12 protein-coding genes are annotated in these 23,642 nt (G+C 35.0%); 10 read left to right on the top strand and 2 right to left on the bottom strand.

Going from position 1 to position 23,642, the window contains the following annotated elements:
- The first annotated feature begins 92 nt into the window (after positions 1–92).
- The 7 genes from pilM to B5D25_RS06165 are packed head-to-tail and all read left to right on the top strand — an operon-like array spanning position 93 to position 14,951.
- Positions 93–1,736 carry a pilus assembly protein PilM gene (gene pilM / locus B5D25_RS06195; RefSeq protein WP_078787095.1) on the top strand — a complete coding sequence of 548 codons (1,644 nt, stop codon included), beginning with the start codon at positions 93–95 and terminating at the stop codon, positions 1,734–1,736.
- Between the two features lie 13 nt (positions 1,737–1,749).
- Positions 1,750–2,883 carry a hypothetical protein gene (locus tag B5D25_RS06190; RefSeq protein WP_078787094.1) on the top strand — a complete coding sequence of 378 codons (1,134 nt, stop codon included), beginning with the start codon at positions 1,750–1,752 and terminating at the stop codon, positions 2,881–2,883.
- 19 nt (positions 2,884–2,902) lie between these two features.
- Entirely contained in the window at positions 2,903–4,531 is a 1,629-nt protein-coding gene (locus B5D25_RS06185) for a PilW family protein (RefSeq protein WP_159444094.1), read from the top strand.
- A gap of 1 nt (position 4,532) precedes the next feature.
- Positions 4,533–7,637: a hypothetical protein gene (locus tag B5D25_RS06180; protein ID WP_078787092.1), complete on the top strand. Its 3,105-nt coding sequence runs from the start codon at positions 4,533–4,535 to the stop codon at positions 7,635–7,637.
- Between the two features lie 10 nt (positions 7,638–7,647).
- Positions 7,648–8,244: a pilus assembly FimT family protein gene (locus B5D25_RS06175; RefSeq protein ID WP_078787091.1), complete on the top strand. Its 597-nt coding sequence runs from the start codon at positions 7,648–7,650 to the stop codon at positions 8,242–8,244.
- 17 nt (positions 8,245–8,261) lie between these two features.
- Complete coding sequence (locus B5D25_RS06170; RefSeq protein ID WP_078787090.1) at positions 8,262–9,113, top strand: PilW family protein; 852 nt, start codon at positions 8,262–8,264, stop codon at positions 9,111–9,113.
- An 18-nt stretch (positions 9,114–9,131) separates the two neighbouring features.
- The gene (locus B5D25_RS06165) at positions 9,132–14,951 is read left to right on the top strand and encodes a DUF5057 domain-containing protein (protein WP_078787089.1); all 5,820 of its coding nucleotides are present in this window, start codon (positions 9,132–9,134) and stop codon (positions 14,949–14,951) included.
- Between the two features lie 334 nt (positions 14,952–15,285).
- Here B5D25_RS06165 and efp read toward each other — a convergent pair whose 3' ends face one another.
- Together efp and B5D25_RS06155 are read right to left on the bottom strand one after the other, a co-directional pair.
- Entirely contained in the window at positions 15,286–15,843 is a 558-nt protein-coding gene (efp, locus tag B5D25_RS06160) for an elongation factor P (protein WP_078787088.1), read from the bottom strand.
- Between the two features lie 64 nt (positions 15,844–15,907).
- Positions 15,908–21,064, bottom strand: coding sequence for a YfhO family protein (locus tag B5D25_RS06155; RefSeq protein ID WP_078787087.1), 5,157 nt, complete (start codon positions 21,062–21,064; stop codon positions 15,908–15,910).
- Positions 21,065–21,270: 206 nt separating this feature from the next.
- Here B5D25_RS06155 and B5D25_RS06150 point away from each other — a divergent pair, with 206 nt between their 5' ends.
- From B5D25_RS06150 to xseA, 3 genes are all read left to right on the top strand, one after another.
- Positions 21,271–21,702: an Asp23/Gls24 family envelope stress response protein gene (locus B5D25_RS06150; protein WP_078787086.1), complete on the top strand. Its 432-nt coding sequence runs from the start codon at positions 21,271–21,273 to the stop codon at positions 21,700–21,702.
- 169 nt (positions 21,703–21,871) lie between these two features.
- The gene (nusB, locus tag B5D25_RS06145) at positions 21,872–22,279 is read left to right on the top strand and encodes a transcription antitermination factor NusB (RefSeq protein WP_078787085.1); all 408 of its coding nucleotides are present in this window, start codon (positions 21,872–21,874) and stop codon (positions 22,277–22,279) included.
- A 9-nt stretch (positions 22,280–22,288) separates the two neighbouring features.
- Positions 22,289–23,566, top strand: a complete 1,278-nt coding sequence (xseA, locus tag B5D25_RS06140; protein WP_242870199.1) for an exodeoxyribonuclease VII large subunit — start codon at positions 22,289–22,291, stop codon at positions 23,564–23,566.
- Positions 23,567–23,642: the final 76 nt, after the last annotated feature.

Here is a 23,642-nt window from a genome sequence, read left to right as displayed (position 1 = left end):
TAGTTTTTTGCGGTCAGTAGTTTTACACACTGACAGCGTATAAATGGGGCGAAAGCTCTTTTAAACTACTGATTAGCGAGGGAGGCTATAGGATGGCGAAAAGTAATAAAGTCTTATCAATAGACATCACAAACGAAAGTATTACTATCATCGAAATCTCTGCTTCGCAGAAGAAGCAGACCAATATCCACAGAGTTCTCATGTTCGAGACTCCGGAAGATTCTTATGAAGATGGTATAATCAGAGATCAGGGCAGAATAGCAGGGGAGATTAGATCACAGCTCAGTCAGGCCGGAATTACTAATAAGAATGCTATCTTCGTTATGAACTCTACAAAGATAGTTAACAGAGAGGTAGAGATACCTCAGGTTAAAGAGAATAAGATTGCGGGAATCATCAATGCAAATGCATCAGAGTATTTCCCTGTTAATGTAGAAGATTACGTTGTCGCACATTCTCTTTTGGAAACAATCACAGATGCTGAAGGCAATAAGAAGATGAGAGTAATGGCAGTTGCTGCACCTTCTAATATGGTTAGATCATATTATGATCTCGGTGCTGCTGCAGGTCTCAAGGTTGAGGCGCTTGACTACATCGGAAACTCAATGCTTCAGCTTATCAAAACACAGACAACAGAGCAGGCTACAACAATGGTTATTCAGCTTGGTAGTGAGTCAACTGTTCTTAATATAGTTCAGGGTGACAAGCTTCTCCTTCAGAGAACAGTACCATATGGAACTAATCCGGTTGTTAATGTAGTTATGGAAGAGAGAGGTGTTGATGCTACAACAGCTATGGCACTTCTTCAGAATGATAGAATCATAACTGTTGATTTTGATGATAATGAAGCAACAGGTGCTTTCAGATATCTTATCAACAACATTGGACGTGTTATGGATTATTATGCAAGTAAGAATCCTGACAGCCCTATTGACGATGTATTCCTTACAGGAGACGGTGCTCTCATTAAAGGAATAGACGGACTCTTTAAGATTCAGCTCAATGTTTCCACAAGGGTTATGGACAGTTTATATAATATAAAATTTGATCCGGGTATTGATCTTAAGGTATACAGCCCGGTATATCTCATAGCTCCGATCGGAGCAGCTATGGATCCGATGGGATTCAGCCTCAGTAAGTCAGGTGCAAAAGCTTCAGCAAGTAGTGGAATAAGTACAGTTCCTTTCGTTATCTTTGTTGCACTTTGTTGTATTGCAGTTGCAGCTGCTTGGTTCTTACAGAATAAGAAACTTAAAGAAAAGAAAGATGAAAGAGCAGATCTTAAAGTTAAGATCAAGGCTGCTGAAGAAATCGAAAAAATCATAGCAGAACATGATGATGCTAAGGCTAAATATCTTGATGTTATGACAATGTCAATGATGACAAGACATAAGAATGAGCAGGCACTTGAATTCGTTAATGAAGTTCAGAAGGCTCAGCCTACAAATGTTGTAATCAATTCATACAATTCTACAGATGAAAGCATTGCCATTCCTGGACGTGCTTCTTCATATGAAGATATTGAAGAATTTATCATGAACCTTAAGAAGATTGAATGTATAGATGATGTGTATGTTGCTTCTATTGCTTCTGCAACAGATGAGAAGACAGGTGCATCTGTATATGATTTCTCATTAACATGTAAATTCCAGGAACTTCAGCTTGAAGATATAGTAGGTGAAGAATCAGAGGGAGCAGATGCTCCGGCTGAAGAACCAGCATCAGAGTCAGAATAAGGAGGATTACAACATGAAAAAATCAACTTTACAGATTTTATTAGTATTACTTGGAATCTTAATCCTTGTTCTGGGATATGTATTTGCATATAAGAAGACACAGGATAAGATTGATACAGTTGAAGATGAGTGTGTAACACTCAGAGCAAGACTTGCAGAACTTAATGAAAAGGCAAAACAGAAAGAACAGCTTCTTCAGGAAATTGAAGTATACAATAAAGCTTTCGAGAAGGAACTTACAAAGTATCCTGCAGATCTTAACCAGGAAACAACAGTTGACTTCATGAGAGTCGTTGAAACAAAACTCGAGTGGAAGAATGTAAGTATCGGTTTACCAAGACCGACAGAGTTCTATACACTTGGACAGGGTGCTACTGATGGTGCAGCAGCTGCAGCAACAGTTGAGCCTGAAGATGATCAGTCGTACAGATGTTACCTTGTAACATATCCTGTTACATATCAGGGAACATATGAATCATGGAAGAGTTATCTTGATTATATTGCAAACTATAAATACTTCATCAATATTTCAAGTCTTTCATGTGTTAGAAGTGCTGATGATAAGACAGGACAGGAACTTTATACAGGATCTTTAGCTCTTAACTTCTATGCAGTTAGCGGACCTAACAGAACACCTGAGAAGCCAAATGTAGATGTTCCTAACGGAGTTGGTAATATCTTTACAGGTTCTGGTTCGGTTTCAGGAGTTGTAGCTAGCAAGTATGATGCTGATGGCGGTGAAGCAATCGCTACAGATCATGATATCCAGATTGCTCTTGTAAAAGCAGATAATGATACATCATCAGCCGGTGTAATTGTAGCAGCTGATCCTAACAGAGAGGAAACATTTGTTACTTATGACGGTAATGATGCAGCAACACTTGATATCTCAGTTTATGAGAAGGATGGTAAAAATTATGTAACTTATAAGATTGGTGATAAGCAGTATGAATCAGAGATTCTTTCTTCAGATCTTAAGATTTATGTAGCTTCAAGCCCAAGAGTAGATGGGGATGATAAGAGCGGCATTCAGTGTAATGTTGATAATACTTCTACTATTCCTGTTTTCATCAAGGTTGCTAATGATGATGCTTCATCACCTAGATTTACACTTGGAACAAGATCCGGAAGTGTAAAGGTTTATTAAAGAATTGGAGTGGTGCGAAGTGGCAAAAAAGAAAAATTCAGGCTTCAGTTTAATAGAAGTCGTTATAGCCGTTGCAATACTTGGTCTACTTATCACACCTATCTTGACACAGATTATTCAGTCAACCAATACAGGAAGAAAGGCTAAGGAAAGACAGGCCGCTGTAGAGAATGCTGAATATGTAATGAATTTTATTCAGAGAACTGACAAAGAGGAGCTTGACATCATGAGCTCCTCTGGTGTCAGTGATATCAGTATTACAGGATTCAGTAAGAAAACAAATGCTGATAAAGTAACATGTGAGCTTGTAGATGTAGATGGCAATCTTTTGACTACAGTTGAGTACAATGCTTACATATATACTTTGGATAATACAAAGTTAGGACCAAAATCAAATGAGTATACGAGAAAAGCAATTCTTGATGATTTAAGTAGTTGTGTTCTTGGTAAAAAAGATTCTGCTGATGTAAATAAAAGATATGAAATTCTTTATGATTCATCAGCATACTCTGACTCACTTAAAGAAGATGGCTTTATACTTACAAATGAAGGTTCAATTACTCACACTAACTCAGATGGACTTGTAGATAAGATTGTATGTGTACCTTCAACCGGTGATTATACTAAAGATTATGTTAATCCAAATAATGTTAATATCGGTTTTATCCAGGATCTTGATGCAACTAAGGTTGCAATCATCCAGAGTGTAGCTTCCAATTTTGATAAGCAGGCTTCTGATTCAATCTTTACTCAGAAGATGGATTTCCTTAAAGCAACAAATCCGGATGAATGGAAGAAGCAGGTAACCGGTATTACAGGAACCAACACATTTTCTAATGATGCTCCTGCATGTAGATATATTCATATCTCTAATACAGCTCATAAGAATTTATCAGATAAAATAGATTATTATGAAGTTACATGCGATGTAGCATATTATGATAATTTCACAGTTGGTGGTAGCGGTGCTGAAGCAAAACTTAAATATACAGCATTTGCTAAGAAATTCTATACTTCAAAGGCTCCGGATGTTTTCTTCTATTATGAGCCATATGTTCCGGATGAAACAGATAAATATTATACAACAAATGATTTTATCGAATTTTATAATGATGCTGACACACAGAACGCAAAAGTTTATCTTTTGAAGCCTGATAAGAACCAGCTCGAAGGAACAGATTACGCAGATGTTTATACAGGTGGTGCGACACCGGAGCGTCAGTATATATGTTACAATACAGAGATTGCAGGTAATTTAGTTCCTGTTAATATTAATCTTTCTGTATCGTTAAAGAGTGGCGAAAGTATTGATGCTGCTGTACCTGGACATAAGGATGTAATGACTATTTACACAAATATGTCACTTAATTATGAAGTTGATGGTAAAAAGATGTTCTCCACAGATAAAAATTATATAAGAACCAGTGGAGGCGGTGATGATCTTACTCTAGCAGAACTTAATGCTCTTAGAGATTATGGAAAACCGTCAACTATAGCAAGTCATGAAGATTTACCAAGCAATAAGCTGGTAGATATTAAAAATGATACTCAGTCTAATGATAGACTTTTTACAGTAACAGTTGTTATGGATCCTGTAAGCGGATCTATGGACTCAGTTAGATATACCGCAGGAAAGGGGGTAGATTAAATTGAATAAAAAGGATAGTAAAGGATCTGGAATAATTCTTGTAATCGTAGCCCTCTCATTTCTCGGAATAATAGCGGGAGCACTTTTAACAGCTGCTGCATATGCATATAGACTTAAAGTGGTTGATTATAACTCAAAAGATAACTTCCATTTTGTAGAACAGGCTATGGATGAAGTATATGCAGGACTTGGAACAAGAACAAGTAATGCCATGGTTGAGGCGTACTCTACAGTAGTCGATGAGATGGTTTACTTTGATACTACAAAGAAGACTTATGTTAATATCGGTTCTGATGTTGCTAACCAGAGATTTAAAGATTATTTCATGAACGGCATCAAAAATGATACAGCATATAGAAGTCTTGCACAGTTTAGTAAACTTTGTGAATCATTTATCTCAAATGACTCTGTAAAGGTAATTTCAGATAATATGGTAATAGAATTTTGGGATGAAGACAGAATGAAAAATCCTGGACTTTATTCCGCTGAAGACTGTGTAAGAATAAGAATTACTACAGGTTCTGACGGAAAAACAACAACTGACAACTTTACACTTGGTAAGATAGTTGTAAAGAATGTTAGATTACAAAGAACTGCTAATTACAGCAGATCTTCAGCTAGTGGTTCATTCACACAGACAGTTTCAGCAGATTATGAAATTGTTAGACCTGAATTTGATGTTAACTTCAATACAATTGATGCTAACAAGTCTTCACTTTTTGATTATTGTCTTGTAGGTGACTCAGGTGTTGAAATTAATCAGGTTAAATCATCAGCAATTTCTATAAGTGGTAATATTTACGGTGGTGCAGACTTTTATGATAAAGATTATAACCTTTATGGTGTAACTGATTCTGACACTAAAGATAATTACACACAGTCTCAGACAATTAGCAGTGTTACAGATCTTTCAGGTAAGACTACTGATGTTAAAGTAAAGATGCAGCCTGTTACAAACAGAACAACAAATGATCTTTACAATGCAAGACTTGCAGGTCTTGTTACAGGAAATACTGATGGTATTCTCGATTCAAGTGAGAAGACAGACACTGTTGATGCAGCTTTCGTAAATAATGATCAGTATGCATATAATGGTTATAATGCAAACAGTAGATATTCAGGACTCTTTATTAACGGAGCAAAGGTTAATATCCGTGCTAAGAATATTGTAGTACCTGGAACATTTGCAATTTTAAATGGTGCAGATGTATCGGTGTATAACAGTAATGGTACAACAGTAAGCAAGGCTGCTGTTTGGGCTGATAACGTTGTACTTGATGGTTATACAGTTCCAGGAGGAACTTCAGGAAGTGATACACCAATCGGATCAAGTGCATTATTTGTTGCAAACTTACATGTAAAGGACGACCTTGAAGTTGATTCTGATTATTCAAAGGTTGAACTTGTTGGATCTTACTATGGTTTCGGTAACGGAACACAGGTAAACAGAAAGTTTATACCATTAACAGCAACAGATAAGGTTAATGGTCACAAAGATGACAGAGTAGGAATTGACATTTACAATCAGGGTGAAACACCTGCAACTTCATCTGAAAGAGCTCACTACAAGAGTAGTGCTATCATTATGAACGGTGAGCATTCTTCCATCGATCTTTCTCAAGCTAATAAGTTATTTGTAGCCGGTCAGGCATACATCGAACTTTCAGCTGAGCATAAGGATATGGTTATTGCCGGAAATGAAATCAGATATGCTGCCGGTGATACATCTCAGGTTGTTAAAGATGTCGTATCATATGACAGCAGAGTTGAGGATTACAAAACAGGCGAAAGTGTTGCTGTAAAGAGCAATCAGCTTATATATATTCCTACAGGAGCAGGTACTTACGAAGAGAAGACTGATGCTAAAGGAACATATTATACAATCAAACTTAACTCAACACTTTTAACAAGAGATTCTTCAAATTACAATTTATTTGAAGCATTTTTCAGTAATACAGATGCTGTTCCATGTAAGGGAATCAAACCTGCAGGATCTAACAGAATGTATTATTTCTTCGATTTCGATAGAATTTTCGCAGAAGATAATAAGTCTTATGATTCTGCTGATGAGATGGCTGCTGCTTATGCACAGGCTTATATGGATGAACTTCAGAAGAGTTCTTCTGCAGCATCATCAAACTTTAGCCCAATTCGTCAGTATCTTGATGAAGGGGTAATAAATGAGGAACAGTTTAAAGCCGGAACAATTATTAAACCGGATGAAAACTTATCAAATGAAGTATATACAAGCGGTGCCTTAACATCGATTGTAAGTACAAGTTCAGGAAATGATTATGATATCTACCTTCAGAAGGATACAACAATCTCAAGTCCTACAGAAGGTGCAAGTGATACAATCAAGACATCAAGTGTAGCTAATGCAATGTCAATCGCAAATGATATTACAAAGCACTATGATTATGTAAGATTTACGCTTGATGATGCTGCCGAAGGTTCAGCTGAAGCTGATTTTGTAAATTCATTAGTGACTTCAGCAACATATGGAAGATCTTCTATATCACCAATTAACAGATACTTCGATATGCCTAATTGGGAAGTAAAACCTAACGGTACAGCAAGTGATGAACATGTTCTTCAGCTTTCATCAGGATATAAGGTTTGGATGAGTCAGGAAGATATTATTCTTGATGCTTCTGATTGTGTAGTTGAAAATGGTTTAAAGACATTAAGAGGTATTGTAGTAACTAAGGGAGCTGTATACTTCAATGGAGTTGAGAACTTTGAAGGACTTATCGTAGCCGGTGATAAGATTTATGTAGGTAATGGTGTTAAGTCTATCTCAGCTAATCCGGAGATGTGTAGAGCTATCATCACAGAACTTCAGACTGAGAAAGATCCTGATGCTGAGAAAGTTTTAAGAGCATTCAATGGATTCTCAACTGTATATGATGATTTAACAGTTGATCAGCTTAAGGCAGCTTGTGATGATAAAGGTATCGCTTATGATTCAAGTGATAGTAAAGAAGTTCTTATAACAAAACTTTTATCGTATGATAAAAATGGTGATGATACAGTAAAGGATATTAATACTATTGACTATTCAGATGTTGTTAAATACAGCAACTGGATGAAGAACGTGGAATAGGAGATGGCGCATGAAGAAAACTATTAAACGTAACGACGGCTTCTCCATGGTAGAAATGATCATAGTCCTAGCCATTGTCGCAGTAGTATCTGCAATGTCAGTAATATCAATATCTATTACATATACGGCTAGAGCTAAAGAAGCTGCTTCTACATTTGATTCGGAAATTGCGACGCTTTATGCAAGCTGTAAAGGAATGTCAGTAGATGTTGATAAGAACGGTCTTATACAGGGTGACGAAGAAAATTATGCTTATTGTATAAAATTGTATAAGCCGGCAAGTAAACAGGAAGTATTCCTTTGCCAGGGATATTATGATCTTACTGCAACATCTGTTGCCGGTTCATTTGTATCAACAAGTACAATGAATGGTGGCCTCGGTAAAAATCTTACAAGTTATGTAAAAGTTAATTTTACAGGCAAGAAGGCCGATGGTACTGATGTAACAAATTTTGCTCCGAAGGATGGCAGCGATGCTATCTATATAGCATTTAACCGTAGAGGCGAGTGTATCTATGGGGTTGGAACATATGAATTTAAAAAGACAAGTGGAAAAACCGTTGCACGAAAGTATATTCGTGCAAACGGTAGCCATGGCTCAAAATAAGATAGGAGGTATGAAGCATGATTCTTAAGGCAAAAAAGAATAAAGGTTTCACTCTTGTCGAATTGATAGTAGCGATTGCTGTTCTGGCATTGCTCATAACAGCAGTAGTTACTTTCATGGGTCATGAGTCGGTAACTTTAAAAAAGCAGGAAGCTGATATATCAGTTCAGAATTCCGGACAGGAAACATTAAATGAGTTATCTGATATAATCATTCAGGCTAAAGAGCTGACAATTGAAGGCTATGTATTTGAAGATAATTATGTATATGCTTTCAATAAGAAAAAAGTTGGTGAATCAATAGCCAAGAGTGCTACAGCAGTTAAATATCAGCGTAAGTCGTTAATTCCGGGTGGGGATTCAACAACATTGAATTATGAAGATAACGGATATAAGCATTTCCCAGCATCAGCTACTGTTTCAGGAGATTATCTTAAGACTAAAGTAGGAGATGATCCTTCAGCAACAGTAACATACAAGAATATTTATCTGTCAAAATTGACAGTTAAATACAGTGTTCCTTATGACAGTAATTACTTAGGTACAGGTATTACCGATCCTGGTAATGTAAATGATGAATGTACAGCGATAATCACTTTTAATCAGGAAAAGATTTACATTGAGAAGACATATAAGTATATGACTAAGTTAAATAGTTCCGGTGTAAGTGACAATACAGTATATACATCAAAACTTAATTATGGAACAAGTTCAAACGGAAAGATTATAAGTGCCGCAAGGATTACTGTTGATCCGTTAAATCAGAGTTTAAGTTTAAATCTTGACTTTGCATATCAGAAACATGGGGCATCAATTCAGAATATTATAAATATCAAGAATTCAAATGTCCTTATAGATCCAAAAGAGTAGGAAGGAAGGTGATAATTGATGAGAAAAGTTAACAAAAAAATTCTGGTCATAGCATTATCACTGATGCTCGTTGCTTGTGCATTTGTTACCATACTCTCTTTTTCAATGGCAGCAGATGGTGATAATGGCGGCGCTGCACCTACAGTAGATGCAAAGCCAGCATTTGACGTAGTAACGTATACAAATATTGATAGAATTATTGAGAAGTCACATGAAAGTGGAGACGATCATTATTTCAGAATTGTTGAAGTAACATCAGGAGCAGCTTCTGCGATGGGAGATACTGCTAAATCATTCCCTGTATTTCAGAATCTTGTAATCGATGGTTATAAGACTATTGAACAGAAGATGGCTGATAACAGTATTGATTATAAGGTGTTTTCAACAACAGGAATGGATACACAGGCTTGTATAGATGCGTTATCTGTAGCAGATCTTATCTATCTCCATGTTGACCCAAATAATTATTATGGACAGAGTGATAATGGTATTCCTGAACTTGTTAAGATTCAGTTAGGTAGTTTAGCAACAGCTAACCAGCCTGTACCATTTATCGTTGATGGTCCTATAGCTTCTCAGGATGATGATATCCCAACAAGTACATTCTATAATAATCTTATTACAGATGTATTTAATAAATATAGCGGATTCGCATATTCATGGGATACATCAGCTTCTTTCACAGCTAAGCAGTTTTTCAATAAAGAGGCAGCAGGTCAGTCACTTTATACAAAGCTTAGTGGTAAGATGCGTAATCCTGAATGGACAAAAACTTATATCTTAAGTGATTATGATCCGGCTAATCCTCCTAAAGATAAGGATGGAAATCCGGTAGGAACTCCTTCAGATGCTTCTAAGTCATATTACTATGTTAACGGCTCTGCTAAGTTAGCAAAAGTTCTCGTTATAAATGCTGATGGTTCAGAAACAGGAGCTATTTCAGATAAGACAAAAGAGGGACTTACAGCATCTACTGCTAAGCTTTTCCTTGAGGCTGATATAGCATCAGGAGATGGAAGTATTCCTAAATTTGTAGAAAATAATGCGGAGACAAATGCTAAACAGTATAATGCTTCAAAGACTGTTTATAAGCTGACAGATACAGCAGATCTTTATCCTGCATATGTAGCTCGTGAGACACATCCTACTTATGTAGAATATGATTATAAAGCTTATAATGATTCAAGTCTTCCTACAACACAGTTCGGTTCTTATGATTATATAATCATTGAGGATGGAGCTAAGGGTAAAGCAATTAATAATGATGTATATAATCAGCTCAGAGCATTATTCCTTAGTGGAGCAAGTAATTCAGGAAGAATTATATATGCAAAGAGCCTTATTAATACTTCATCAAGCAATGGAGCTACAAAGTTAACAACAAAGTATGATGCAAACTTTGAATATGTATGTAATAAGGTTATGACTTCTACAGAAGAACCTTTAGCAAAGAATATCCTTGTAACAACACCAAGTCGTATGGCAGGTTATATGTCAGCAAATGATAAGGTTCTTGTTAAGGATATCGCAGATATCATCAATAATGCTTCATACAGACGTATCGGTGGAGGAGATGGAGATTCTTCAAATGTTTTCACAGTACTTGAAATTGAGCCTTCATATCCAATTGATCGTAAGCTTGCAGCTTTGTTTGGTAAGATTGACGGTAATACGAATATAAGAGGAATTACAGATCCTTTGGCTCTTCACAGAACAGCAGGTAATTTATCATTTGCACATGCAACAGGACGTAAGCAACTTGTAAATGGTGGTGGTGATCATAATGCTGAAGGAACAGCTGCTTATGATGCTACTAAAAATGAAACTTGGTATTATCTTCGACATAAAGGAGTTCTTAACGGCGTAACTTCAGATGAGATATCATACGATGGTTCTAAATCGTTAACATCATTCCTTGAAGATGGAGATGTTATTACAAGTGATGATCTTGGAACAGTTACAGATTACTATTCTTGGAAGGTTTCAAAAGCAAAGATTGCACATCTTACAGGACTTAGTATGGATCAGGTTAACGTAGTTCATATGTCTTCATATGAATTTAACTGTACTAAGAAAACTGTTCTTGATAATTTTGATGCAGTATATATCGGAGGTGATAATTCCGGTATTAAGTCTATAGATGCATTTAACAGAAATAAGATGGCTTCTGTTTATGATAAATCATATAATATGTATTTCATTTACGGAGATGCATATGATTATATGGAGAATTACGGTAGGGCAGATGGTTCTGTCGGAGCACTTCTTGGAAATGATATTTCAGAAGCAAAATATGATGAGCTTGATGAATATAGAAGTAAGGGCATGCCAATAATTGTTGCAAAAGATGCGGTTGCAGGACTTGCAAATAATTTTTCGATTGATCCAAAATCTAATATGGCAAAATTACTTGGTAGATTAGAAGCAGATGCTACATCTGGAAAAGATAATATTGTTTGGAATTTTGATTTTGATGATACTATCAAAATTGAAAATTCAGGTGATTATGGAACAACATATGCTGATAAGGATGGTCTTAAGTATGTAACTGTATTTGCAGGATTGGATACTGAAGATTATCTTGGCAATGCATATACAGCACCAGCAGATGGTACAGGTGTAAATGCTGTTGCATTTAAGAATGCGCTTGATAATGGTAGACAGAGACCTAAGCTCATTGTTAAAAATGCACCAATGCAGTATATAGAAGGAAATCCTGATTCATGGATTAAAGATCATCATGTTTCATTCTCATATGAAGCTGCAGGTGGAACCATAGCATCAGCTAAACTTTACTTTGATGACAATGCTAACAGCAGATTCGAAGAAGATGAGTGGGTAGATCAGACAGATGGAAATTCCGGAACTCTTACAAATGATTTTGATGCTGATTTCTTCGGTGTTGTTTATTGGAAGCTTGAGGTAGAAAATACTTACGGTGCTAAAGCATCTGTAACAGGATGTATGAAGATTGCAAGGACTGATCAGGAAAAGATTCAAGTAAATCTTCTTCAGCTTATACCGGAAGATGCATGTGAACAAGAAAGGGATCAGAGAGATGAATCTCTTATTTTCTGTACTGAATGTCAGCAGTCAAGAAAGAATCTTGTAGGCAATAGATTTGGTGGTGGTCATCAAGGCGGAAAATATTCTGAGCATGATATGTTAGGATTATCTTCTGGATTTAATGATAAAACATCGTTTGGAGGTATAACATCAGCAGATGATGCTATCAATAATATCAAAAAATATATTACACAGGCACAGAATTCAACAAGTTCAGTTGCTTTAGTAGATATGCCATCATACAATGATTCTAATATACCAAGAGATTTTAGTCTTAATGTTAAAAATAATCTTGGTGTTCATGAACATAGATTTGGTATTGTAAAATATTTCAATGATCTTACGGTTGAAACAAAAACAGGTGTTGATGATTGGAATACAAACTGGTTTACTGATGTAAAAGATGATTTCAATGTAGATATGGATGTTATGTATATCGAAGAATTTTCAGATTTAGTTGAAGATGTTAATTCTCGATATGCAGGAATGGATACATCTGAAATCAAAACACTCAGAAGTAAATATGATCAGGCTGCGGTTGAGTTTAAGAATGCATATACCGGTATGCAGAAAATAATAAATAATGATGCTTCAAGTGTAACTAATAATGAAAAGGCAGCTATCCAGAAATTTATGTGTCAGTCAGATACTATGAATATGGGTACATATGATAGTATAGTTAAAAAATATCAGGAATCAGGTGTAGACCTTGAGGTTGAATTAAGAAGACTTCAGTCTAATGGAAGCAATTTGAATGGTAAGGCACTATCTGCTAATGCTGTTTCACAGGAAGTTGATTATGAATTGTCATTTGATACATACTCTGAAATGCCATTTTATGATTTCTTTTCACTTTGTGCAGAAAGCGATGCAAATAACTGTCCTGATTTGAGAAAATATGTTAGCTTATATTCTAATTGGAGAGATGCTAAGATTTACGAACAGTTCTTCAAGAAGATGTGGAAGTATTATTCGTTCTGTGCAGCTGTAGATGATTCAGGTAAAGCGAATCTTTCAGAATATACTTGTGTTCTTTTTGGTGCAGCACAGAATTTTGCAGGAGCAGATATGAAGAGTATAGAAGCTAATGATGCGGTCATCCATTATATTAATGATGGTGGTTCAACTATTCTCTTCTATGATACACTTACATCTGATTCAACTGTAACAATGACTAAGAAGCTTTCTAAGTATTTCGGTATGGCAGCATATACAGGAGCTGAGGAGTCTTCTACAGCAGCTGAAACAGTTAAAACACCTGTTGCTGAAGAAAGATATGAGGGTAAAGTTACTATTAAGATAGGTAATCCATATCATTCGACATGGACTGATAAGATTCTTACAACATATACAGTCGATACAGCTGCAGAAAATGTTGATATCGTATTGGATTCTTCGAATAATACTTATGCTGATGTTGGTGATGCATCTGCGTACTTTACAATAACTGATGATGAAACAAGCAATGTAGATAATTACAAAAAGCATAATATTTCAATTAATTATACTATCAATAATGCTCCGAGCTGGGGTTCTCCTGGATTTACAATCTGGGTCAATGGTCAGAATTTAGGAACAGTTAAAGATGCTTCCGGAAGTGTTACATTTAAATCTTCTATAATAAGTGAAGAAGTAACAGACGGAAACAATAACAACAATAACAATAATAATGTTCCTGATGCACCGCTTAAGCTTAATCCAACAAAGCTTACTTATAAAGCAGGTTTAGGGCAGACAGTAGATGGTCATGCTTTTCCTATGACTGATTATAGTTTATATTATCCTACTGATGAATCGCAGGAGAAAAACCATACGGATTTCAACATGGCTCAATATGAAGTTGATGGACATGTACAGACTAATGGTGCAGAACAGAATAATGAGGGTATAGTTACACTTTATCCATTCAATATCGGTAAGACACTTAAGGTCAGTGCTACGATTGAAGGTGACTTCTGTAATGTAGTTAATGAAGATAGTGATAATATAATTGTTTATTATTCATTATCTGGTGGTACACTTGGTACAATGTCAACAAACTATGTTGCAGATCCTAAAGATGGTGGAAATAACTACTTTGTATATCAGTATCAGCCTGGTGGAAATACGGCAGGTATGGTTACATACATAGGTGCAGGTCGTTCAGTACTTACAGGATGGCAGAGAGATAATAATGATGAAAGAAGATTCTTCATCAACCTTATCCTCAACACAGGTAGAAAGAGTACAAGAAAGACAGTACTTAAGCTTTATGACCACAGCTCAACACAGGTTGTAGCTAAGGGTGTTCCTGGTGCTACAAATCTTACAAATGCTGTAATCCTTGAAAATGGTTCTTCAGGATATACAACAACAGTTGTTGAAGGTGGTTATCCGGAATTCTCATACTTATTAAGATCTGATAACTCAGTAGAGATTGAAAATGTTAAGGCATACTACGATCTTGATTATGATGAGACAAATCCTGATGATGAATATCATGAAGGAGACGGAAAGCACATTCTTATCTACGATAGAGATGCTAATACTACAGATAGCACATTGCCATATGTAGGTTCAGGTTTCTTATCATATGTAGATAGAAATACATGTATCTTTGCTTCAGACATGGAAGTAAATGGAGCAAAACCTTCAATGCTTGAACTTAAGGATTCATATCTGTATAACAATGAATATACATATATAGTTCTTAAAGTAACAGACAAGAATGGTAATGTATACTTCCAGAGACTTAAAGTAATTCTTAAACCAAAGCTTCATGAATTAACATGAGTTGATTTTGAGAATTATATATAAGACAAACTACAAGGTCCCACAGAGTAATCTGTGGGGCCTTTTTTATAACTTGTAAGTATGTTGTATTATAATATTTAAAGGTTTAAATATTCGGATATTTTAATATTACAGGAGCATAAGATAATATGGTTTAATATATTACAAAATTAAAGACTATGCGGCTATTTGTGTATAGTTTAGTTATGAGTATGTCATAGATTATTAGTAATGAGATAATTATTGACAGTATAAGAGTGATGAAGAGATATCGGATTATATGCATAAAAAAAATGGGACTTTATAAGTCCCATTTTTTATAGAATGAAGAGCATTAAACTCTTGACATATATTCGCCTGTTCTTGTATCAATCTTGATTGAATCACCCTGGTTAACAAAGAGTGGAACATTAAGTGTAGCACCTGTTTCAACTGTACAAGGCTTTGTAGCGTTTGTAGCTGTGTTTCCTGCAACACCAGGCTCACATTCTGTTACAAGAAGTGTAACGTTGATAGGTGGCTCGATAGCGAATACCTCGCCCTTATATGAACTGATCTTACATGACTCATTCTCTTTAACGAACTTCATATCATCACTAATAAGATTTTCACTTACAGGAACCATATCAAATGTTTCCGGATCCATGAAGTAGAAGAGTTCTCCGTCCTTGTAAGAATATGTCATTTCACGCTTTTCAATATGTGCGGTTTCAAGCTTTTCAGTTGGTCTGAAAGTCTTTTCAACAACACCACCGTTTTTGATATTCTTAAGCTTTGTTCTAACGAAAGCAGCACCTTTACCAGGCTTAACGTGCATGAATTCTATTACCTGATATATATTACCTTCAATTTCTACTGTTACACCATTTCTGATTTCACCTGCTGATATCATATTATTCCTCCTTAGTATGCATATCTTTTCTAATTTTAATATAATAAATAGTTTTTTTCAACTATTAATTTATGTCTGAAATATTTTCAGATGTATTTTCATCAGCTTTATTCGGCTTTCTCTTCTTGTAGATGGTTGTGCAGATTGTAAATCCTATAAAGAAGAGGAGAAAAGCGATACTAACCCATATGCTTATATCTAATCCTGCAATTCGATAACTGATACAAATCTGATGAGTACCTGCTGTTACAGGGATACCGATACCTTTGAAAAGGGATTGTGTTTTAACTTCTTTACCATCAACTTTGACTGTAAATGCATCTTTGTATGGAAGTGATACATATATTAATCCATCTCCTGAAGCATCGATAGTTGCATTTATATCATCATCTTCATCATATATATTATAAAGCACAGAATCAGATAATTTATCATGTATCTTCTGTAAGGTATTTTCATTAAGTTTTGCAAGATAGAAACTGCTTCCGGCATAACTATCATACTGGTCGGCCTGGAACTTAATATATATTGGTTCCTGTTTATCACTATCTTTAGAAGCAAGATGTGTCAATATACCAAAATCCAGATAAAACTCACCCTTAAGCTCATCACCGATAGCAATCACAGTAGTTACATATGCATTTGGATTACCTTCTTCATAATTAGAATAATCGGACATAACATAGCTTACATGTGGATCATTTTGAATCTTTTCAGGATCGGTTTCAAATTCAATTAATTCATACAGATCTTCCCCAACCAACTTGTTTGAAAAATCATTTTGTAATTCAACATATGAATTGTAAGTTTTACCATTAGACAGATCATTATTCATATTAATTAACTCTGAGTCATTTCTGATCAGGAAACCAAATCCAACATTGTAAGGATTTTCATAAAGACTGATGTTATTGATATTGTCTATTTCCTTCATATATGAATAGGTGTCGGACTGTTTCATATATTTATTGGTTAAATTATATTTAACATTTAAGAAAATGTCTGATATTGGATTTGTTAACTTATAATGAATATTATTGGTTATAAGAGGAACGTCTGCTCCAAAATAAGCCATCATATCAAGGTTTTCCTGGTTAATACTTGATGAGAAAAATGATATGGATTCTGTATTAAGTATCATTGAATTATTTGCTTCGGCTGAAAGGTATTCTGTTCTGGCATGATCAGCTTTAACATTATTTCTTTCGCACATTATGGACGCGTTGGTATATGAATCCAACTCTCTGTTGATATGTGTGCTGTAAATAGTATATCTAGTGAAGTTAAATGCTGTAATAAGTAATTCGAGCACAAAAGTTAAAGCAATGATCTTTGAAATACCTTTTTTATCCTTCTTAAATTTATATACTGTGAGAAGTACAGCATAGAAAACTATAAATACAAGACTTATTATTGTTGGGAATGAAAGAAACTTCTTGGCACTGAGTATAAACAGTACACCGATGATCAGTTCCCAGATGTAGAAGAATATAACAGGTTTCTTTTTTAGTTCTTCAGATCTGTTCATTATAAGATCGTATATGATCGTTATAAGAAGGAAAATGAAGAATATAGAGAAGCGATTTGGCACAAATATCTGTCTATGTAATCCGTGGAAAATGTAATTAAGAAGTGGATTACCAAAAGCAATAAACATAAGACCAAGCAGACAAACTTTTTTGATTCTTTCAGACAGTTTAATATTCTTGCAGAACAGATAAATCGGTATCAACAGAACCATTAAAAGTCCGCAGTACATATTAACGGAGAAAGATGATTTATCTATGATAATAGCGCGTGTACCTACCTTACCGAAATTAAAGATATTTAGGAAATCATCTGTAAATTTGATAGAAGGTATGGATGCATCATTTGTCTGATATGGAGACTTCTGAACCGTTGAGAAAAATGATGGTAAAAGGACAGTAGCTGACATGCCGGCTGAAATGATTGAGAAGAATGCTACTCTAAATCCTTTTACAAAGAAATCCTTAACATTATCGAAGTTCTGACACATAAAGTAAAGGAATATAAATTCACACATAAGGAATGCCATATAGAAATCATACATCATTGTATATGTTAAAAGTAGAACATACATAATATACTTTTTCTTATATAGTAAGCGTTCGAAAGCAAGTATAAGAAGAGGTAAAAGTATTGCATTTATGACTAAACTATGATGTGACATAAATGAAATCACATATGCAGACAGACCATATGCAAGTGCAAAAGGAATCAGTCTTAAGTCTTTCTTGGACATATTCTTTTTATTTGGTCTGTGTGTAAGATATATCATGAAACTGAATGCAGGTAATATAAATAATAAATATGCGATAAGTGTGAAACAAAGCGGCATATTTGATAATGAGAAGAAAGCTATCAGATAGAATACAGGTAAAAATGTAAGGATAACTTTACCAAAACTATCTATACCGAGACCTATATTATAATTTATGAAAGAAAAATCTCCTCTAAAGATCTGCTTATAATATCCATAGTAAAATGGGAAGTTCTGTGCAACACCATCGTGAGAAGGGAAGAATCCTATGCCAAAAGGAGCTGTACTTCTCAGGAAGAGATATATTACGAATATAATTGATAATATTGATAATGTAAGAAGATAAGTTCTGTTATTTTCTGCAAATACTGATATTTTACCAATGACCTTTGAATCATCATAATTTGCATGTTTTACGAGAACCTTACCCCAAAGGATACAAACCAAAAGGCAGATAATAGAAATGAAAATGAGTATCGGTATAATACTTACATTTTCAATACTTATATTATTGGAGCCGGAATCAACCTTAACTAAGGCAAAATTGCTGTCTCCTATAGTAAATATCTTTTCCATTGAAGAAGATGCAACATTTTTGCTGTTTACCGGGATAAGAGCATAACCCGGCTTATCAGATGATAGGGTATAATCTTTTTTATCATCAGAGCTTTTTGTAAGCTGAACTCTGTTTATATTATTATAAATATCTTCGAATGATTTTGTATCAAATATGGCAAACTGAAGGTTGGTTTCATGATGGAAAAGAGGTTTTGCCCCTATAGAGTAGAAATAAAATAATTCCTGCTCTGTGTCAGATTCGCCCATATAAGTAATGTTGCCATTTAACAAGCTATATAGGCTTCCCGGTGTGTTAGAGATAAAACTAACTCTATAGCGGTTTTCAGGTCTCTTTACAGGAGAGTTAAGAAGAAAAACAGATACCTGCTGAATATCCATTTCACCCGTGGTGATTTTATATAGATCATTTCCACCTAGAGTGTTATTTGCAAGATAATTAGATGATAAGAATATTTCATCATTATCATATACAAGTCGTTTAATATTATCATTAACGAAGAATCCATTATCAACAACATAATTATTCTTATAAATATCTACGTCATTAAAAGATTCTACTTTCTCAAGGCCGGGATTTATATGATTTGTATGTTTTAAGGCAATTACATAATCATATCCGCAAAGCATATTTGTAAGCGGTGTAGATATATTCTCGTTACTATCAAAGATGGAAATCTTAGAATCTTTACCGTAAGTGTTACGGATATAATCTTCGGCAGCTTCATACTTGCCTACAGACGTATCTGCATAAGTTTTGGATGTCTTTCCGATTTTACTGAGGTTGCCTCCGTATGAAAATGCCATTTCAGCTATAACAATAATACCCAATGCAGTTTTCAGTACTGTATGAGTCATATTATCATTTTTATATAAGAGAATTATAAGGAAATAAACTGCAGCAAGTTCAAGTGCAGTCATAAAAGGTGTCATTGATGAATAATCAGTTGATTTGACCATAGTTATAATTACTATGGATGTAACTATTACAAAAGAGAGAAGAACTGTTAAAGAACGCTGATGTTCAATATTAATAAATACGCTGTGTGCCATATTCAGTGTCATGAATATAAGTATAAATCCAAAAATAGCCGAGAATTTTTTCGGATAGTATAATCCACTGAAGAAATAATTCATTGTAGTGTGGAATGTTGCAATATAAAGAACAGCTGTAAGGATGATATTCTTTAATTTTCTATTGAAATTGATATTTCCATTGGAAGCATACATGAAGATCATAAGTAAAGTAAGGATGCAGGAATATATAGCTATATTGTCGGATTCAACAGCAGCATCGATCTTCATACCTGCAAGCTGGAATTTGAACAGATCGAAAATATTCAATTTAACAAGTGCTTTCGGAAATTCGAGAGAAAGCATCTTACCGATAAGATCACTTCTGAGTGAAGTAACAATGACAACGGAAGCCATACCTATGGCGAGTATATCACTGATGAATTTCTTGATGATAGATACAACGAGATGCTTTGAATTTCTGTAATCCTGAAGGAAGAAATATATAAGTGTAAAGAAAAATACTATTATTGTAATATAGAAATTAAGGAAAAATGACGCAGTAAGAGAGAAGCAGTACATCATCCATTTTCCTTCATATACAAGTTTCTCGATAGCGAGAATAACAAGAGGGAAAAGAGCAACTGCTCCAAGCCATGTTACATTGAGACCACTTCCTATCATATATGCAGATAAAGCATAAGAGATGGAAAGGGCAAGATTGATAATATCGAAATTCTTGATGAAAATACCGAATTTAGACTTTGGCTCATCATTTCCACCTATCTTAATATCGATATTTTTATCGGCTTTGCCGCTTTTTTCCAGAGCAGCAAGTTTCTTAGCTTTTTTGGCTTCTTTTTTAGCCTTAAGAGATTCTATAATTTTGCTGCGACATTTTTCTTCAGTAAGTTTATCTTCTTGTTCTTTCTTCTTTTTGTAATTAAGAAGCAAACTAAAGAAAAGGCCGGCGAGTCCAATCTTAAAAGCATAGAGGATATCTAAAACATCGGCCATGTCGCTTTTTGGAAAAGCGAGTGTTATAAGATTTGTAGGATCTGAAAGATAGAATGCCCATGATTCTTTGATATCATATCCCTGTCCGCTTATGAAACCGGAAGTATTGACAGAATCATCATGAACCTTGTCATGCAGATCGTTAAGAAGATATCTGTATTTCTCAAAATGTCCTGCCGACAGAACGTCTTTATCTCCGAAAGGAGCGAAATGCCCTGTTGCAAGAGCGATGATCGCTATGATAAAAGGAATAAGAAAAGCAAGACTCAGCCGAAGAATGGCGGACTTGTCCTTATTCCTTGTTTTTTTCGTCTCTTTTACTTTGTCACTCATTAGTTTTCCCTCCACTGGATAATATGCAATAATACTTCATAATTGTATCATAAAGAGTGTATTATTTCATTATATAATTGCCTATTTATGACCGGGAAAGTTCATAATAAAGTGATGCATAATATTTCTAGTGATTTATACAGTCGAATAGTGTATAATGTATAAATAGTGATAAAATGTATAAAAATCTGAAAGGGGACTGGTCTATGTCGGAGAATAAGAAGAAATCTAATGATGTATCCGTTAAAAAATCTGTTTCGGATGATTCTGTAAAGATAAATGATGGCAGCGGAGATAATGGCGGATTTATTCAGATAGCCGATGATGTAGTTTCAAGTATAGCCGGACTTGCGATAATGGAAGTAGAAGGTGTAGCAAGACTTACAGGCAATATCACCAAAGATCTTATAACAAAACTTGGCAAGAAAAATCTTGCTAAAGGTATAAGGATTGACTTCGGCGAGAACGGTCTTACTATCGATACTTCTATTGAAGTGAAATTCGGATATAATATAGTTGACGTTTGCAAAGACGTTCAGGAAAAAGTTAAGACCAACATCAGTTCGATGACGGGACTGAGTGTTAAGAAAGTAAATGTCAGGGTATCAAGTGTAGATATTGATGAGAAGGAAAAATAATATCTATTTTTGTATCCGGTAACAAATTATTATTGAAATATTATGCATATTGGCTGTAATATATCAGATTGATAAGCTTCTAAGAAGTATTGTATCAGAATAAGAGCTATAAGTCGTAAAGACCTATTAGCTTTGGACAGCGAATTAATAAATTAGGCGGTAGTATAAAATGACCAGAAGAGAATTAAGAGAGAACATTTTTAAGATTGTTTTCAGAGCAGAATTCCACGGCAAGGACGAAATGACCGAGCAGAGAAGGGAATACATGAAAGATAAAGTTGAAAGTGATGATATTTCAGATAAAGATAATGAATATATCAGAGAAAAGGCGAAGAATGTTATAAGTCATATCGAAGAAATCGATAAAATGCTTGAAGAAGCATCAGACGGCTGGTCTGTTAAACGAATCGGAAAGACAGAACTTGCAATACTCAGACTTGCTGTATATGAGATTAAATTTGATGACGATATTCCATTTAAGGTCGCTGTAAATGAAGCAGTTGAAATCTCTAAGAACTACTGCGAACCTGAAGCATCAGCATTTATCAATGGTGTTCTTGCTAAATTTTCAGAATAGGATATAGACTTGAAGACATATTCGATTGGACAGATTATAAATTATACAAAGAATCTCCTTGTAAATGATTACTTTTTGAGAAGTGTATATATTACGGGTGAGGTTTCAAATTGCAAATATACCAGCGTGGGACATATTTATTTTTCTTTGAAAGATGAAGTGGGTTCCATGCCGGTTGTTATGTTTAAAGGAAGTACTTATCAGGGACTGAAATTTAAACTGTGCGACGGACAGGCTATAATTGCAAAATGTTCCATCGGAATGTATGAAAAAGACGGCAAGGTACAGCTTTATGCAACGGACATTCGTCTTGCAGAAGACACTGAAGGTCGATTAAATGCTGAGTTTTTAAAACTCAAAGAGAAACTTTACAATGAGGGGCTGTTTGACTTCGAACATAAGAAGAAGATAGTCAAATACCCCAAAACAGTCGGAATAGTTACGGCGGCAACAGGTGCTGCCATTCAGGATATTATCAATATTGCAAAAAGACGTAATCCATATGTTCAGTTGATCCTTTACCCATCAAAGGTTCAGGGTGAAGGGGCTGCAGAAACCATAGCAAAGGGAATTGAGGTTCTGGATAATATGAATCTCGATACAATAATCGTCGGACGTGGCGGAGGTTCTATCGAAGACCTCTGGGCATTCAATGAGGAAATAGTTGCAAGAGCAATCTATAATGCAAAGACGCCTATCATTTCCGGCACCGGCCATGAGGTTGACACAACCATAGCCGATTATGTTGCGGATGTCAGAGTGCCGACACCGTCGGCAGCGGCGGAGATTGCGATTCCGGATATCATGACAAGCCTTAATAATGCAGCGCGACTGAGAAGCATTATTGATAATGATTTTTTCAATAAATTAAATTCTTACAAGTCGAGAGCTGAGCTTCTCAGAGAGAAGATAGAGAGAAAAAGTCCTAAGGAAGAATTATCTGCCAAGAAGATGAGGCTTTCTGATTATAGAGAAAAGATAGATAAATTGATGCTTGATAAGTATGATGAATTAAAGCTTTTTCAAAAAGAAAGCGAAAGAAGACTTCATACGGGAATGCGAGATTTATATACTGAGAAGAGGCATAGGCTTCAGCTTGATATTACTAAGCTTAACGGATTATCACCAACAGCAAAGCTTATAAATGGTTTCGGTTATATCACATTTAATGATGAACCTGTGAAGGATGTAACTTCCGTAAGTAAGGGTGATGAAGTGAATATCACATTAAAAAGCGGTATTATCACAGCAGAAGTAAAAAAAATAACAAATCATAACAAGCTGTAACATGAGGTAATATAAATCATGACAAGCTGTAACATTAAGTAATATAAATCATGATAAGATATAACATGTATTAATA

Source organism: Eubacterium ruminantium, from assembly GCF_900167085.1.
Taxonomy (GTDB): Bacteria; Bacillota; Clostridia; order Lachnospirales; family Lachnospiraceae; genus Eubacterium_Q; species Eubacterium_Q ruminantium.
Note: the sequence above shows the minus strand (reverse complement) of the source record. Positions and strands in the feature narration are given on the sequence as shown.

Excerpts from the sequence above, each read along its gene's own strand:
- B5D25_RS06165 (WP_078787089.1), top strand. The coding sequence starts at position 9,132 with ATGAGAAAAGTTAACAAAAAAATTCTGGTCATAGCATTATCACTGATG.
- nusB (WP_078787085.1), top strand. The coding sequence starts at position 21,872 with ATGACCAGAAGAGAATTAAGAGAGAACATTTTTAAGATTGTTTTCAGA.
- B5D25_RS06155 (WP_078787087.1), bottom strand. The coding sequence starts at position 21,064 with ATGAGTGACAAAGTAAAAGAGACGAAAAAAACAAGGAATAAGGACAAG.
- pilM (WP_078787095.1), top strand. The coding sequence starts at position 93 with ATGGCGAAAAGTAATAAAGTCTTATCAATAGACATCACAAACGAAAGT.
- efp (WP_078787088.1), bottom strand. The coding sequence starts at position 15,843 with ATGATATCAGCAGGTGAAATCAGAAATGGTGTAACAGTAGAAATTGAA.
- B5D25_RS06190 (WP_078787094.1), top strand. The coding sequence starts at position 1,750 with ATGAAAAAATCAACTTTACAGATTTTATTAGTATTACTTGGAATCTTA.
- B5D25_RS06170 (WP_078787090.1), top strand. The coding sequence starts at position 8,262 with ATGATTCTTAAGGCAAAAAAGAATAAAGGTTTCACTCTTGTCGAATTG.
- B5D25_RS06175 (WP_078787091.1), top strand. The coding sequence starts at position 7,648 with ATGAAGAAAACTATTAAACGTAACGACGGCTTCTCCATGGTAGAAATG.
- B5D25_RS06150 (WP_078787086.1), top strand. The coding sequence starts at position 21,271 with ATGTCGGAGAATAAGAAGAAATCTAATGATGTATCCGTTAAAAAATCT.